Here is a 14,826-nt window from a genome sequence, read left to right on the forward strand (position 1 = left end):
AAATAACAATTAATTTATCAGAAAATGAAACATCTATTACGTAACTTATGGATTGTAGTATTGATAGTTTGCTGCAACTTCCAGCAGGCATTTGCCCAGCAGATGCCGCCTATCCCGGTGGACCAGAAGGTACGCATCGGCAAGTTAGACAACGGATTGACCTACTATATCCGCCACAACGCCCTGCCCGAACACCGGGTGGAATTCTACATCGCCCAGAAGGTGGGCGCCATTCAGGAAGAACCGCAGCAACGCGGCTTGGCGCACTTCCTGGAGCACATGTGCTTCAACGGCACCAAAAACTTCCCCGGCGATGACAAGAACCTGGGCATCGTAGCTTGGTGCGAAAGCAAAGGCATCAAGTTCGGCACCAACCTGAACGCCTACACCAGCGTGGACGAAACGGTGTATAACATCAGCAACGTGCCTGCCGAAAACGAAAACATCGTGGACTCCTGCCTCCTCATCCTGCACGACTGGAGCAACGCGGTATTGCTGGAAGACAAGGAGATAGACAAGGAGCGCGGCGTCATCCACGAAGAGTGGCGCAGCCGAAACAGCGGCATCATGCGCCTCTATACGGAAGCGCAACCCGTGATGTATCCCGACTCCAAGTACTCCGACTGCATGCCCATCGGCAGCATTGATGTCATCGACAACTTCGCCTACCAGACCATCCGCGACTACTACCACAAATGGTATCGTCCCGACCTGCAAGGCATCATCATCGTGGGCGACATCGACGTGGATGTGATAGAACAGAAAATCAAAAAAATCTTCGCCGACATCCCGGCACCCGTCAACCCGGCAGAACGGGTTTACTTCCCCGTGCCCGACAATCAGGAACCCCTTATCTATATAGGTAAGGACAAAGAGGTGGACGACCCCAGCCTCAGCATTTACTTCAAGCACGAAGCCACTCCCGACTCCGAAAAAGGAAACATAGGCTACCTGATGCAAGACTATGTGACAAGCATGATTACCAGCATGCTGAACAGCCGCCTGAACGAACTCCGACAGTCGGCAAACCCGCCCTTCGTCTATGCCGGAGCCGGTTATGGCAGCTACTTCCTCTCCAAGACCAAAGACGCCTTCGAAGTGAGCGCAGGCAGCAAGGCAGACGGCATCATGGAAGCGCTGAAAGCCGTGTTGACAGAAGTGGAACGGGTACGCCGCTTCGGCTTCACCGAATCGGAATACGAACGTGCGCGCGCCAACTACCTGCAACGTTTGGAATCTGCCTACGCCGAACGCGAGAAGAGCAAGAGCGACGGCTACGTGCGCGAATATGTACGCCACTTCCTCGATGCAGAGCCTATCCCCGGCATCGAATTCGAATACAGCACCATGAACCAGGTGGCACCCAACATCCCGGTTGCTGTCATCAACCAAGTGTGCCAGACACAACTGATTCCCGATAACAACCAAGTAGTATTCATCGCCGCCCCCGAGAAAGAAGGCATGACCTACCCCACCAAGGAAGAGGTGCTGGCTATGCTGAAAGAGATGAAGGCATGGGACGTGAAAGCGTATGAAGACAAAGTCTCCAACGAACCGCTGATGAAAGAAGCACCCCAAGGAGGCAAAATCGTTTCCGAAAAACCGGACTGCATCTACGGAACAACCGAGCTGACACTCTCCAACGGCGTGAAGGTCTATATCAAACAGACCGACTTCAAGGCCGACGAAATCCGCATGAAGGCTTACAGCTGCGGCGGTAACAGCCTCTTCGACACCAAAGACGCACTAAACTTCAACCAAAGCATCATGAACGGCCTGGTGGCTGCCGGCGGTATCGGCAACTTCAGCCGCGTGGACCTGACCAAGCTGCTTGCCGGCAAGAAAGTCTCTGTCAATGCAGGTGTGGGCGGCACTCAGGAGTACGTCAACGGAAACTGCTCGCCCAAGGACTTTGAAACGATGTTGCAGCTCACCTACCTGAACTTCACCGCTCCCCGCAAAGACGAAGAGGCATTCGCCTCCTTCAAGAGCCGCATGAAGGCACAGCTGGAAAGCTCGGAAGCCAACCCGCTCGCCTCTATCAACGACACCATCATGAAGATGATGTACAACAACCATCCGCGTGTCATCAGCCTGAAAGCAAACCTGATAGACCAGATTGACTACGACCGCGTGCTGGCTCTCTACAAAGAACGCTTCGCCAACGCAAGCGACTTCAAGTTCTACTTCGTGGGCAACATCGATCTGGAAAAGGCCAAGCCGCTGATTGCACAATACCTCGGCACACTGCCCGCTACCGGTGCCGCTCCTGAAACCATCCGCGACAACCATGTGGACACGCAGAAAGGCATCCTCGTGAACGAATATGCCAAGGAGCAACAGACCCCGATGGCCACCAACTTCATGCTCTACACCGGAACCTGCAAGTACAACCTTGAAAACAAAATCCGCATGAGCGTCCTCTCGCAAGTACTCAACATGGTTTATACCGAAGAAGTGCGCGAGAAAGAGGGAGGCACTTACGGCGTAAGTTCCTACGGCAGCTTGTCCAAAGACACCAAAGAAGAATTCATGTTGCAAATCGTTTACCAGACAGACCCTGCAAAGAGAAAGCACCTGAACGGAATCATCGACGAACAACTGAAAAAGGTTGCCACCGAAGGTCCTACCACCGAACACTTGCAGAAGGTGAAAGAGTACATGCTGAAGAAGCACAAAGATAACCAGAAGGAAAACGGCTACTGGTTGAGCAACTTGGACGAGTACTTCAGCACCGGCATCGACGAAACCGAAGGATATGAGGATATCGTGAACCGCATCACCATCAAAGATATGCAAGAGTTTACCGACAGCCTCTTGAAACAGGGCAACAAGATTACGGTCATTATGACGGTGCCCGAAGAGAAATAAACTTTATTTTTTGAGAAGGAGTTATTATGACTCTTTTTCATAAAGCTTGTTTTCATTTCTCAGACGCGGATTTAGCGGATAATAAAGCGGATTATTTATTTAGCAGATAAAAATTAAATCCGCTCAATCCGCCTAATCCGCGTCTGAAGAATAAATGCAAGACTCCCGAATAACACCTTCCTCACATACCCCAACCATTATGAACCTTTTCTTAGAACTGCGCAAGCACGGGAAGCTCGCCAACAAACGGCACCCGATGTACGAAAAGAACAAATTCGGAGAGTTCTGGATGTACTTCATGGCCATCTTCTGGGCAGGCTACCTGATATTCTTCGGCACCCTGTTCGCCTTCGGATTCGACGGCGGAGCACGGGAAGCCTACCATGTGATGAACGCCGGACTGATATTTGTCCTCGCACTGGACTTCCTGATGCGCATGCCTTTCCAAAAACTGCCCACGCAGGAGATGAAGCCCTACCTGCTGCTGCCCGTCAAACGAAACAACCTCATCGACTGCCTGCTGGTCCGCTCCGGCATGAGTAGCTTCAACCTCATCTGGCTGTTTATGTTCGTCCCCTTTGCCATCCTCACCGTCACCCGCTTCTACGGCGTGACCGGCGTACTGACCTATAGCATCGGCATCTGGCTGCTGATGGTGTTCAACAACTACTGGTACCTGCTGTGCCGCACGCTGATGGGCGAACGGCTCTGGTGGATACTCCTCCCCTTGCTGGTATATGGAGGCATTGCCGCCGCTCTGCTAATCCCCGATGACAGTCCGCTGTTCGACCTCTCCGTCGATTTGGGCGAAGGATTCATCACGGGCAACGCGCTCACCTTCCTTGGCATGCTGGCAGCCATCGCCGCTATGTGGTTCGTCAACCGTCAGGTAATGGTCCGTCTGGTTTACGACGAGGTGAACCGGGTGGAAGACACCAAGGTGAAACACGTGTCCGAATACAAGTTCCTCGACCGCTACGGCGAGATAGGCGAATACATGCGGCTGGAACTGAAGATGATGTTGCGCAACAAAGTGTGCAAAAACGGCCTGCGGATGATTGCCATCATCACCATCGCCTTCAGCTGCCTGCTGAGCTTCACCGAGGTATATGACGGAACGGGCATGAAAGACTTCATCCTGATTTACAACTTCATCATCTTCGGCATGCTCTTCCTCTCCACCCTGATGAGCTACGAGGGAAACTACATCGACGGACTGATGAGCCGCAAGGAGTCCATCTACACCCTGCTGCGTGCCAAATATACGCTGTATGGCATCGCCATCCTCATACCGCTGATTCTGATGATTCCCGCCATCGTGACGGGAAAACTCTCCGTACTGAGCTGCATCTCGTGGGCGGTGTTCGTGGTGGGCTGCGTCTATTTCTGCCTGTTCCAACTGGCTGTGTTCAACACCAAGACCGTTGACCTGAACGCCAAGATGACCAGTCGCCAGAACATGGGAACCGGTTGGCAGAACCTCATATCGGGCGCCTCGTTCCTGGTTCCCATGTTGCTGAATGCAGTTCTGAAAGCCCTGTGGGGCGACACCGTCACCTATTGGATACTGCTCGTCATAGGCGCCCTCTTCATCCTCACCTCCCGCTTCTGGCTGAAAAACGTCTATCACCGCTTCATGAAACGCCGCTACAAGAACATGGAGGGATTCCGTAACAGCAGACAATGAGAATGAATAGATACGAGGGAACAAGGAAACAAGGAAGCTTGTCAACTTGTAAACTCGTAAACTGGTTAACTTGTTAACTCGTCAACTTAATAAATAATATGATTCAGATAAACAATTTACAGAAGAACTTCGGCGACAAGAGAGCCGTAGATATAGAGAACTACACCATCCGCCGGGGCGACATGCTGGGACTGGTGGGCAACAACGGTGCCGGAAAGACCACCCTCTTCCGCCTCATCCTCGACCTGCTGCAAGCCGACCGGGGCAACGTGACCATCAACGACATCGATGTCTGCAAAAGCGAGGACTGGAAGGAGTTCACCGGCGCCTTTATTGACGACGGCTTCCTGATAGACTACCTCACCCCCGAAGAGTATTTCTATTTCATCGGCCGGATGTACGGACTGAAGAAGGAAGAGGTGGACGAACGCCTGCTCCCCTTCGAGCGCTTCATGAACGGCGAGGTGCTGGGACAGAAGAAGTACATCCGCAACTACTCTGCCGGAAACAAGCAGAAGATAGGCATCATCTCCGCCATGCTCCACCACCCGCAATTGCTGATACTGGACGAACCGTTCAACTTCCTCGACCCCAGTTCGCAATCGGTCATCAAGCACCTGCTGAAGAGGTACAACGAAGAGCATAACGCCACCGTCATCATCTCCAGTCACAACCTGAACCACACGGTGGACGTATGCCCGCGCATCGCCTTGCTGGAGAACGGTGTCATCATCCGCGACATCCGTAACGAACACAATTCGGCCGAAAAAGAGCTGGAAGCCTACTTCAATGTCTCCGTAGAAGAAGAGATAAAGGAAGAGGAGACACAGGAAGAAGAGAGAATGGAAGAAGAAAACCAAGACGGAAAGCAAACCCTGTAAGCACATGAAACGAGCCCTTTCTTACGGCGTTATCCTTGCCGGCATCTTAATCGGCCTAAGCTCCTGCCGGACTTCCGCTCCGCGCCTCGACTACAAAGCACTGGCGCAAGCATCCATCCGTCTGGGAACAGACATCGACCTGCACGACAACCACAAGCTCTACATCGAATCTTCCGAATGGATAGGTGTCCCCTACCGCGCCGGTGGCGACACCAAACGCGGCACGGACTGTTCGGGCTTAGTGTCACAACTATATAAGAAAGTCTATCACACCCGATTGTCACGAAGCACGGACGGGCAGCTGAAAGAGACCCGGAAAATCTCACGCAGTGTTCTGCGCGAAGGCGACTTGGTATTCTTCACCAGCCGAAACTCCCGCAAGAGGGTGGGACACGTAGGCATCTACCTGAAAGACGGCAAGTTTATTCACGCCAGCAGCACCCGTGGAGTCATCGTCAGCAGCCTTAAGGAAAAATACTATGCCGACCATTGGCTTTGCGGAGGAAGAGTGAAATAAAAAAGAGAGGGATGCAACCAATCAAAGTTGCATCCCTCTTTCTTTCTCTTATTATTTCTTGTTCGGAAACTTACGCTTCTGCACTTTCAGCAGGAATAACAGATACATAACGTCTGTCTTCTCTACCAACTTTGAACTGTACAGTCCCATCTACTAAAGCGAAAAGAGTGTGGTCCTTACCCATACCGATGTTGTTGCCCGGGTGGAATTCAGTACCTCTTTGACGAACGATGATGTTACCTGCCTTGCAAGCTTCGCCACCAAATATCTTAACGCCTAATCTCTTACTCTGTGATTCGCGGCCGTTCTTAGAACTACCGACACCTTTTTTATGTGCCATTTCTTCTTACTGTTTTAATTGATTAAGCTACTACTTCTGTGATTGTTAACTCTGTGAATTGTTGACGATGACCGTTCAACTTGCGATAACCTTTTCTTCTTTTCTTGTGGAAGATAAGAACCTTTTCGCCTTTTACCAGCGGTGATACTACCTGGCAAACAACCTTTGCACCTTCTACGGTGGGAGCGCCTACTGTGATAGCACCTTCTTTGTCCACTAAAAGAACCTTTTCAAATTCTACTGTCGCACCATTTTCTACATTCTGGATGTGGTGTACAAACAGCTTCTTGCCAGCTTCTGCCTTAAATTGCTGACCGTTGATTTCTACAATTGCGTACATTTCTTATATATAATGTATAAGTTAGCTCCGTCGGGTGGTCTCTAATCACTTAGAAAACACTTCATCAGACCCGGTGCGGAATAATCGGGCACAAAAGTACTTCTTTTATTTCGAACGGACAAATGTTCCTATGCTTTTTTTTCTTTCTACGACCACGGCACTTTCATTTAAAGGAGTTAAAAGGAGTTATTCGGGAGTAATCACTCCGCTTCGCTCCGTTAGGAGTTAAAAGCCAATAGTCTATCTTATACAAGGCTGAGTATCGGCCGATACCTCCCGAATAATTCCTTTAAATGCATAAGCCGCGATATACGCAAATCATCGAGAATCACAAAGCGTGGCTTCCACAACGTGGAACTGTGGCTACCAAAGCGTGGAATTGTGGCTTCCACCGCCCGGAAGCCTGACTACCAAAACCTGAAAGTCAGACTTCCAAACCATGGTAGCGATATTGGTAGTCACATTTCTCTGTTACACCGTATATTTCAATACGTAGATGCCTGCCAGCATCAGCATAATGACAAGAAAAGCAAAGGCGATGATCAGCACAAGGCTATAAACCAGCATGAGGATGGTGTGCCAAAAGCTTCGCCACCAGGTGTAGCGGTACAATTGCTTGTAGTCCCAACAGAACAGGGCGAGTATCATCCATAAGGGCAGTTCGTACAGGTCGTCCACCTCGGCGTAGCCGTTGAAGGGCAGCACGACAATGCTCAGCAGAAGTATCTGGCAGGCGATGTAGGCCTGTATGAAGAGGTGCTCCGTGGTGTTGTAGTTCCGCTTGCGCTTCCTGCGGTAAAAAGCCAGTTGGGTGGCAAGGGCGAACAGAGGCAGGCTGGCGATGATGCGGAACGCCTTGTTGCCGTGCGCCCAACTCTTCAGCAAGTCCCATACTTTTTGGAGGAAAGGGGAGTTTTGAAAGAACTTTTCTCACTTCTTCCCCATTTCCGAAGAGTCTTTGACGAACTTATCAATGGGGCCGTCATCAATGGGACCCGGTCCGACCATCCGCATAACAGAGGTGTACTCGTCCTTTTCGTCCAATCCGTCCTTATAGTCCTCCAAGATTTCCATTCCGGCAGCGATACTTTCCTTTTCCTTCGGGTCATCGGTCTGCTCCAACTTTCGGTTGAGTTTCTTTTGGGTGATGACGATTTCTTCTTGTTCGGTCTGTGCCTGCTTTTCACCGAGGCGCAGGGCTTCCGGATCCACCAGTTGCACGGTCATGATGTAGAGGGCGGCAAGGATGAAGAGAGTCTGGAACGGGCGGAAATACCTTGCGCGCTTGCCGCCGATGTAGTCTGCCATCATGTAGCCCGGGCGGTAAAGCAGCTCCAGCAGGGTGCGTCCGAAACCGTGGTCAATGTTGAAGAAACCGCCGGCGATGTTTGTCAACGCATTGCTCAACCGGAAGCGGGACGTGTGGCGGCTCTGTCCGCAGCGGCTGCAATAGTTGCCGGTATAGGTGGTGCCGCAATTCAGACAGGTGCAGGTTCCGCTGTCGGCGGGTGGAACCTTTCCCCCTTGTATCAGCCTGATGCGGAAGGCGCGCAAGCGCACGGCGCACGGATGCCATGCGGGCTCAATGAAGGCTTTCACCTTGTCGGGTAGCATCCTCCTTTTTTGCAGGATGCCCCACAATGCCAGTACGAAAAAGGGCTTGAAGACATAGACATCGCTTCCCTCCACGTAGGAAAGCCCAAGCAGAGGCAAGAGGATCAGGAGCTGCCAGACGCTTATCAGTCTCTTTTTCCGCAAAACGGTGGAGGGGACGGGAGCCGATAAAGCGGCAGTCCCGGAAGTTCTTCCAAAGTGTCTGATATCAGGAGGTGCGGATAGGCGGCAAGCTCTTCACGGGTAGTCACGCCGTGGGTGATGCCAGCAAAGTCCACTCCGGCCGCCTGTGCCGTTTCCGCATCCACGGTGCTGTCACCTATATATAAGGTAGAGGCTTTGTCGGCATGCAGTTGCCCGATGGCGAAGAGCAGCCCTTCGGGCGACGGTTTGGCGGCTTTCACGTCCTCGCCGCCCACGATGATGTCGATGAAGCCTTCGGGAAAATGCCGGTCAAGCAGTTCACGGATGCGATAGCGGTATTTGGTGGAAATGATGCCGATGCGTGCGCCCGACGCTTTCAGCGCCGTCAGCACGGCTTCCGTTTCGGGAAACAGGAAGGTGTTGACCGTCATGTGCGTATCCGCCTCTTTCACGTAGGCTGCCTTGAAGTCGGCAAGCCGGCAGGCATCGGTCACTCCCGTCAGCAGGGAGAAGGACTCTTCCAATGTCTTGCCGATGGTACGTTTTATCTGTTCATCCGTCACTTCCGTATATCCGTTGAGGGTCAGTACATTCCGGAAGCAGAGGACGATGCCCCGAGAGGAGTCGGCAAGGGTGTAATCGAAGTCGAAAAGATAGGTTATGTAGCTCATTATCGCTTTTTGGCGGCAAAGATACAACAAAGAAGCGAAAGTGAATGCGAAATGGGGAAAGAATGTTGTCTGTTAGCGATTTAACAGTATTTGCCAAGATGTTACAATACCATCAAATGCCAATGAAAAGCCAAGAAATGACAAAGTTTCGTTACTATACCATTACTTTGATTCTTGATTTCAATGGAGTATATTGGTTGCTGTAACTGATTGAATAGCAATGTTTGTTAAGCGATTGCAGTTGCAAATATAGGAAAATTTCTCATATCTTCGTTCCTGTTTCGCTTCGGCTGATTCTTTTGCACCGATACGCTGTGTTTTGCCTATCGTCACTCAACTCTACAAGTAATAATTTCGCAAACAAAAAAGTAGAGTTATGAGCAGAAGCACTTTCAGAGTATTATTCTATCTCAAACGCAATGCCCCGAAAAAGAACGGGCTTGTGCCTGTGATGTGCCGCATCACCGTAAACGGCAAGATTTCCCAATTCAGTTGCAAACTGGATGTAGAGGAAAAGTTATGGAATGTCAGTCTCGGCAGAATGTCGGGAAGAAGCATTGTTGCACAAGAAACCAACCGAATGTTGGATAAAATCAGAATAGGCATCAACAAGGTTTATCAAGAAATTATGGATAGGGATGGTTATGTGTCTGCAGAGAAGGTCAGAAATGCTTTCTTGGGTATGGGACAAAACCATAAAACCCTGCTTGCTGTATTTCGACAGCACAATGAAGATTACGCCAGACAAGTGGGCAAGATGAAAAGCCAACGCAGTTATTGGAAGTATTGCACCGTTTACGACCATTTGGAAGAATTCATCAAGCATCGCTACAAGGTAAGCGATATTGCCTTGCGTGAGCTGTCCCCGGCATTCATCACCGACTTCGAGTTGTTCCTCCGTACTGAGAAGAATCATTGCACCAATACCGTATGGTCGTATATGATGCCGTTCCGCAGTATTATATATACAGCCATCAACAACGGTTGGTTACAACGCGACCCGTTTTATGCTTATCGTATTACAAAGGAAGAAACCAAAAGAGGATTCTTAACCAAAGAAGAAATCACGATGCTTATCAACGGAACATTCAAGAAGAAAAGTTACGAACTGATTAGAGACCTTTTCATTTTCTGTTGTTTCAGCGGATTGAGTTGGAGGGATATGTATAATCTCACAACCGACAATTTACAAACATCATTCGATGGGCATTTATGGATTAAGACCAATCGACAAAAGACGGGAACGGAAACCAATATCCGATTGCTCGACACTGCCAAACATATCATCGAGAAGTATCAAAGTCTGGCGGAAGGCAATAAATTGTTGCCTGTACCCTGTTATGCCAATTGCCGACATGGGATAAAGGCTGTGGCTAAACTATGCGGAATTCAAAAGAACGTCTGTTGGCATCAAAGCAGGCATTCATACGCCACGACCATTTGCTTATCCAATGGAGTGCCCATTGAAACGCTATCCAAATTGATGGGGCATACAAGCATACGAAGCACTCAAATTTATGCAAAGATTACAGCCGAGAAGGTAAGCAATGATATTGAGAATCTATCCAAGCAAATAGAATCGCTGGAGACTTTTATTTGTAAAGCCATTTAACAACCTCTAAAACCAAGAAACGATGAAACAAGAAAGAAACATCATAACAATGGGTGAATATGGAAGAATCCATTTCCCGAGCACAACGAACAATGACATTTGGATGAACACAAATGAATTGATTGAGCTGTTCGGTATCAAATATTCGATTTTAAGAGGTAATATCAAAGCCATATACAAAAGCGGAATCCTTGATGAATGTGAGGTACAAAGATGTATCAAATTATCCAATGGAATAAGCATAGATGTTTATGCACTCCTGATGATTGTTGCTCTATCTTTTCGACTAAATACATTGGGAGCATACAAGGTTAGAGAGTGTGTAATGAACAAACTCGCAACCAAGCCAAGAAACGGCGTACTGTTTTTGAATGTGCATACGCACGAATGTATGAATGAAAATAAGTATGGACATAACTAAATGCGTATAGATGTGGGTATGATGCTACATTCAAATGTACCCATGTATGAAATTCCCATCATACGTTCATTCCTCTATGGTTACAAAGGTATGTGCGAACACCTTATGAAATCTGCAAGTTCAAGCGGCAAGCCGTTTTCGGAACAATCTTCCTCTCATACTTCGAATGTATTGATCCGAAAAAACTTGCATATTTCAAGGTCGCACAGGTAAAGTACCCATAGAGGAGATGACCGACCGATGGGAAACAGGAAACTCAGACGGATAGTAGAGCATAGATAGCTCTGCTATCCGTTTCTTTTTTAGAAGGAAGAATCCCTCCCTCAAAGAAACAGCAATTCTATGTTTGCCACAGACCGGTCGGCTTGCTGTCCTGCTGGCTATACGGCAGGCACACATGCGGGCTGTATAGCTTTATTGCCCACAAACTTGACAACCGCCATATTGCTTACCTATGTTATGGCAGTCCCAATTACAAGCCAAGAGTTGAAACTTTAGACTTGTATTCTTCTGGACACAGCAAGGTATGTTTTGAGTAACTCAAAACCTTTCGGGTTACTCCCGAAAACCTTGCCGCATTCTGCGAACTTATCCCTCCGAAGTCGGGATAATTAGTAAGTTGGGAATTTTTCTTGGCTATTATTCTTTTATTCCCGATAAAATAAATACCTTTGCGTTAAATTCAATAGATTGATTATAATGGAGGATATAAATCGTCTTAAAATAGTGCTTGTCGAAAAGAAGAAAACAGGCAAATGGTTGGCAGAACAATTAGGTAAAAATCCGTCAACTGTATCTAAATGGTGTTCCAATGTGGCACAACCTGATTTGGCAACATTAGTAAAGATTGCGACCTTATTGGAGGTTGATGTGCAGAATTTGATAAATAAAGCGTAACTCTACCATAAGTATAAATCGAAAGTTTTTATGACAAGCAATACACAAAGAGCTCTATTACAGGCTCAGATATGGAAAATCGCCAACGAAGTACGTGGAGCGGTTGATGGATGGGACTTTAAGCAGTTTGTCCTTGGTACATTGTTCTACCGTTTTATTAGTGAGAATTTCTCGAATTACATTGAAGGTGGAGATGAGAGCGTTGATTATGCTAATCTGCCTGATAGCATAATCACTCCCGAAATTAAAGACGATGCGATTAAGACCAAAGGATATTTCATATACCCAAGTCAGTTATTTGTAAATATCGCTAAAACAGCGAACAAGAATCCAAATCTAAACACAGACCTCAAAGCTATATTTACAGCAATTGAGGGTTCTGCGGTTGGTTATGATTCAGAGGGAGACATCAAAGGCCTATTTGCAGACTTTGATACCACAAGCACTCGATTAGGAAATACCGTAGAGGATAAGAATAGTCGTTTGGCAGCTGTTATAAAGGGTGTTGAAGGATTGAACTTCGGTAATTTTGAAGACAATCATATCGACTTGTTTGGCGATGCCTATGAGTTCTTGATACACAATTATGCTGCTAATGCTGGAAAATCAGGTGGTGAGTTCTTTACTCCTCAATGTGTATCAAATCTTATTGCGCGCTTGGCAATGCATAACCAGAGTTCCATAAATAAGATTTATGACCCTGCTGCAGGCTCTGGTTCATTATTGTTGCAGGCGAAAAAACAGTTTGATGAGCATATTATTGAAGAAGGTTTCTTTGGTCAAGAGATTAACCATACTACATACAATCTTGCTCGTATGAATATGTTTCTGCATAACATAAACTACGACAAATTTAACATTGCGCTGGGCAATACTCTGATGGATCCTCAATTTGGCGATGACAAGCCTTTTGATGCGATTGTATCCAATCCTCCGTACTCCGTAAATTGGATTGGTTCTGATGACCCAACACTGATTAACGATGATCGATTTGCTCCTGCAGGTGTGTTAGCCCCTAAGTCAAAAGCGGACTTCGCTTTTGTACTGCACGCATTGAGTTATCTTTCAAGCAAAGGTAGAGCTGCGATAGTATGTTTCCCTGGTATTTTCTATCGAGGAGGTGCAGAGCAAAAGATTAGAAAATATTTGGTAGATAACAACTTTGTAGAGACTGTTATTGCACTGGCACCTAATCTATTCTACGGAACTACGATTGCGGTAAACATCTTAGTTTTATCTAAACATAAATTAGATACAAAGACTCAATTTATTGATGCTACCAGCAATAAGTTTTATAAAAAAGGAACAAATAACAATGTTCTTGAAGAGGAGCATATAAGTGAGATTATAAAAATCTTTGATAGAAAAGAAGATAAAGAAGCTATTGCAAAATCTATTGACAACAAACAGATTGCAGAAAATGATTACAATCTATCCGTCAGTAGTTATGTAGAAGCAAAAGAGACCCGAAAAGAAACCAATATTAAGGAACTCAATGAACGCATCCGCAAGATTGTGGCACGAGAGAATGAATTGAGAACAGAGATTAATAAAATCATCGCGGAATTAGAGGAGGATGAGCTATGAATAAGTTGAAAAGATTGATAGAGGAACTTTGCCCCAATGGTGTTAAAAACAAGAAGCTTGGGGAGGTATGTGATTTTGTGAATGGCTTTGCTTTTAGAAGTAGTCTTTTTAGAGAAGATGGAGAAAAGATTATACGTATAACTAATATCAATGGTCGTACTGTTGATATAGATGATGTTAAATATTTTTATAAAGAGGATTATAAAACAGACCTAGAACAATTTTCAATCAAAAATGGAGATATTTTGATTGCAATGTCAGGTGCCACGACTGGAAAAATAGGATGTTATAATTATGATGATATCTCATATTTAAACCAACGAATCGGAAAGTTTAAGCCTCATAGTGGTATCCTATCAAGAAGATACTTATATCATGTACTTCTTGCGAATACAGGGACTTTATATGTACTTGCTGGAGGTGGAGCCCAACCCAATTTAAGCTCTACTAAACTAATGGAAACTTTTGAGATTCCAGTTCCTCCTTTTGTTGTGCAAGAAGAAATTGCAAACATTCTCGACCGCTTCGCAGAATATGCAGCGGAGCTGCAAGCGGAGCTGCAAGCGAGACAAGAGCAATATGAATACTATCGAAATAAGTTGCTGACATTCAATAAAATAGGGGGGGGGAAGCAAGGCGTAATATGGATGAAAATGAGTGAGTTAGGTACATTCATAAGAGGCAATGGCTTGCAAAAAAAGGATTTTACAGAAAGTGGAATCCCTTGTATTCATTATGGTCAGATATATACACACTATGGGACATTTGCAACAAAGACCAAATCGTATGTAAACAGTGAAACAGCCAAGAAGTGCAAAAAAGCTCACTATGGCGATTTGGTATTTGCAACCGTAAGTGAAAATATTGATGATGTTTGCAAATGTGTTGCTTGGCTTGGGGATGAAGAAATTTGTATTAGTGGAGATAGTCTAGCTTTTTCTCATGATCAAAATCCCAAATACATAGCGTATTATTTTCAAACATATGCATTTGCAAAATACAAAAGGAGTAGAGTTACAGGGACAAAAGTCATTAGGTTGAATCAATCACAATTAGAACAATTTGAGATACCTATACCTCCCCTAACAGAACAAGAGCGTATAGTTTCTATTCTTGATAAGTTTGAAGCATTGGTTAGCGACCTAGTACAAGGGCTGCCAGCAGAAATAGCAGCAGTAAAAGAACAATACGAATATTATAGAAATAAACTACTATCATTTCCAAAGTATAAATTAAGTGCTTGA

14 protein-coding genes are annotated in these 14,826 nt (G+C 46.6%); 9 read left to right on the plus strand and 5 right to left on the minus strand.

What is annotated here, in order from left to right:
- Positions 1-24: 24 nt before the first annotated feature.
- From K2G43_RS00660 to K2G43_RS00675, 4 genes are all read left to right on the plus strand, one after another.
- Entirely contained in the window at positions 25-2,871 is a 2,847-nt protein-coding gene (locus tag K2G43_RS00660; RefSeq protein ID WP_300152688.1) for a M16 family metallopeptidase, read from the plus strand.
- 199 nt (positions 2,872-3,070) lie between these two features.
- Entirely contained in the window at positions 3,071-4,558 is a 1,488-nt protein-coding gene (locus K2G43_RS00665) for a DUF5687 family protein (protein WP_300152690.1), read from the plus strand.
- 98 nt (positions 4,559-4,656) lie between these two features.
- Complete coding sequence (locus K2G43_RS00670) at positions 4,657-5,439, plus strand: ABC transporter ATP-binding protein (RefSeq protein ID WP_297641683.1); 783 nt, start codon at positions 4,657-4,659, stop codon at positions 5,437-5,439.
- Positions 5,440-5,443: 4 nt separating this feature from the next.
- Positions 5,444-5,956, plus strand: a complete 513-nt coding sequence (locus K2G43_RS00675) for an NlpC/P60 family protein (RefSeq protein ID WP_297641685.1) — start codon at positions 5,444-5,446, stop codon at positions 5,954-5,956.
- A 70-nt stretch (positions 5,957-6,026) separates the two neighbouring features.
- Here the strand turns inward: K2G43_RS00675 and rpmA are convergent, their stop codons facing one another.
- From rpmA to K2G43_RS00700, 5 genes are all read right to left on the minus strand, one after another.
- Positions 6,027-6,296: a 50S ribosomal protein L27 gene (rpmA, locus tag K2G43_RS00680; protein WP_297641687.1), complete on the minus strand. Its 270-nt coding sequence runs from the start codon at positions 6,294-6,296 to the stop codon at positions 6,027-6,029.
- 22 nt (positions 6,297-6,318) lie between these two features.
- A complete protein-coding gene (rplU, locus tag K2G43_RS00685) occupies positions 6,319-6,636 on the minus strand; it encodes a 50S ribosomal protein L21 (protein ID WP_297641689.1) in 318 nt (105 codons plus the stop codon).
- 471 nt (positions 6,637-7,107) lie between these two features.
- Positions 7,108-7,521: a hypothetical protein gene (locus K2G43_RS00690; protein WP_300152693.1), complete on the minus strand. Its 414-nt coding sequence runs from the start codon at positions 7,519-7,521 to the stop codon at positions 7,108-7,110.
- A 45-nt stretch (positions 7,522-7,566) separates the two neighbouring features.
- Complete coding sequence (locus K2G43_RS00695) at positions 7,567-8,394, minus strand: DUF3667 domain-containing protein (protein ID WP_300152695.1); 828 nt, start codon at positions 8,392-8,394, stop codon at positions 7,567-7,569.
- Positions 8,376-9,065 carry an HAD-IA family hydrolase gene (locus K2G43_RS00700; protein ID WP_300152697.1) on the minus strand — a complete coding sequence of 230 codons (690 nt, stop codon included), beginning with the start codon at positions 9,063-9,065 and terminating at the stop codon, positions 8,376-8,378. Before K2G43_RS00700 ends, K2G43_RS00695 begins: the two co-directional genes overlap by 19 nt.
- 376 nt (positions 9,066-9,441) lie before the next feature.
- On the opposite strand from K2G43_RS00700, the gene K2G43_RS00705 reads away from it, so the two are divergent.
- The 5 genes from K2G43_RS00705 to K2G43_RS00725 all read left to right on the plus strand — a co-directional run bounded on the left by K2G43_RS00705 (position 9,442) and on the right by K2G43_RS00725 (position 14,826).
- Positions 9,442-10,677 carry a site-specific integrase gene (locus tag K2G43_RS00705; protein WP_300152699.1) on the plus strand — a complete coding sequence of 412 codons (1,236 nt, stop codon included), beginning with the start codon at positions 9,442-9,444 and terminating at the stop codon, positions 10,675-10,677.
- 22 nt (positions 10,678-10,699) lie between these two features.
- Positions 10,700-11,098: a hypothetical protein gene (locus tag K2G43_RS00710; protein ID WP_065539596.1), complete on the plus strand. Its 399-nt coding sequence runs from the start codon at positions 10,700-10,702 to the stop codon at positions 11,096-11,098.
- A gap of 699 nt (positions 11,099-11,797) precedes the next feature.
- Positions 11,798-11,995, plus strand: a complete 198-nt coding sequence (locus K2G43_RS00715; RefSeq protein WP_065539597.1) for a helix-turn-helix transcriptional regulator — start codon at positions 11,798-11,800, stop codon at positions 11,993-11,995.
- A gap of 30 nt (positions 11,996-12,025) precedes the next feature.
- On the plus strand, positions 12,026-13,582 hold the full coding sequence (locus tag K2G43_RS00720) for a type I restriction-modification system subunit M (RefSeq protein ID WP_065539598.1): 1,557 nt from the start codon (positions 12,026-12,028) through the stop codon (positions 13,580-13,582).
- Positions 13,579-14,826, plus strand: coding sequence for a restriction endonuclease subunit S (locus tag K2G43_RS00725; RefSeq protein ID WP_300152705.1), 1,248 nt, complete (start codon positions 13,579-13,581; stop codon positions 14,824-14,826). The genes K2G43_RS00720 and K2G43_RS00725 overlap by 4 nt, the downstream gene beginning before the upstream one ends.

It is taken from the genome of Bacteroides sp., from assembly GCF_029057325.1.
In the GTDB taxonomy this organism is placed as follows: domain Bacteria; phylum Bacteroidota; class Bacteroidia; order Bacteroidales; family Bacteroidaceae; genus Bacteroides.

Coding starts and splice junctions, on each gene's coding strand:
- K2G43_RS00660 (WP_300152688.1), top strand. CDS start 25: ATGAAACATCTATTACGTAACTTATGGATTGTAGTATTGATAGTTTGC.
- K2G43_RS00665 (WP_300152690.1), top strand. CDS start 3,071: ATGAACCTTTTCTTAGAACTGCGCAAGCACGGGAAGCTCGCCAACAAA.
- K2G43_RS00670 (WP_297641683.1), top strand. CDS start 4,657: ATGATTCAGATAAACAATTTACAGAAGAACTTCGGCGACAAGAGAGCC.
- K2G43_RS00675 (WP_297641685.1), top strand. CDS start 5,444: ATGAAACGAGCCCTTTCTTACGGCGTTATCCTTGCCGGCATCTTAATC.
- rpmA (WP_297641687.1), bottom strand. CDS start 6,296: ATGGCACATAAAAAAGGTGTCGGTAGTTCTAAGAACGGCCGCGAATCA.
- rplU (WP_297641689.1), bottom strand. CDS start 6,636: ATGTACGCAATTGTAGAAATCAACGGTCAGCAATTTAAGGCAGAAGCT.
- K2G43_RS00700 (WP_300152697.1), bottom strand. CDS start 9,065: ATGAGCTACATAACCTATCTTTTCGACTTCGATTACACCCTTGCCGAC.
- K2G43_RS00705 (WP_300152699.1), top strand. CDS start 9,442: ATGAGCAGAAGCACTTTCAGAGTATTATTCTATCTCAAACGCAATGCC.
- K2G43_RS00710 (WP_065539596.1), top strand. CDS start 10,700: ATGAAACAAGAAAGAAACATCATAACAATGGGTGAATATGGAAGAATC.
- K2G43_RS00715 (WP_065539597.1), top strand. CDS start 11,798: ATGGAGGATATAAATCGTCTTAAAATAGTGCTTGTCGAAAAGAAGAAA.
- K2G43_RS00720 (WP_065539598.1), top strand. CDS start 12,026: ATGACAAGCAATACACAAAGAGCTCTATTACAGGCTCAGATATGGAAA.
- K2G43_RS00725 (WP_300152705.1), top strand. CDS start 13,579: ATGAATAAGTTGAAAAGATTGATAGAGGAACTTTGCCCCAATGGTGTT.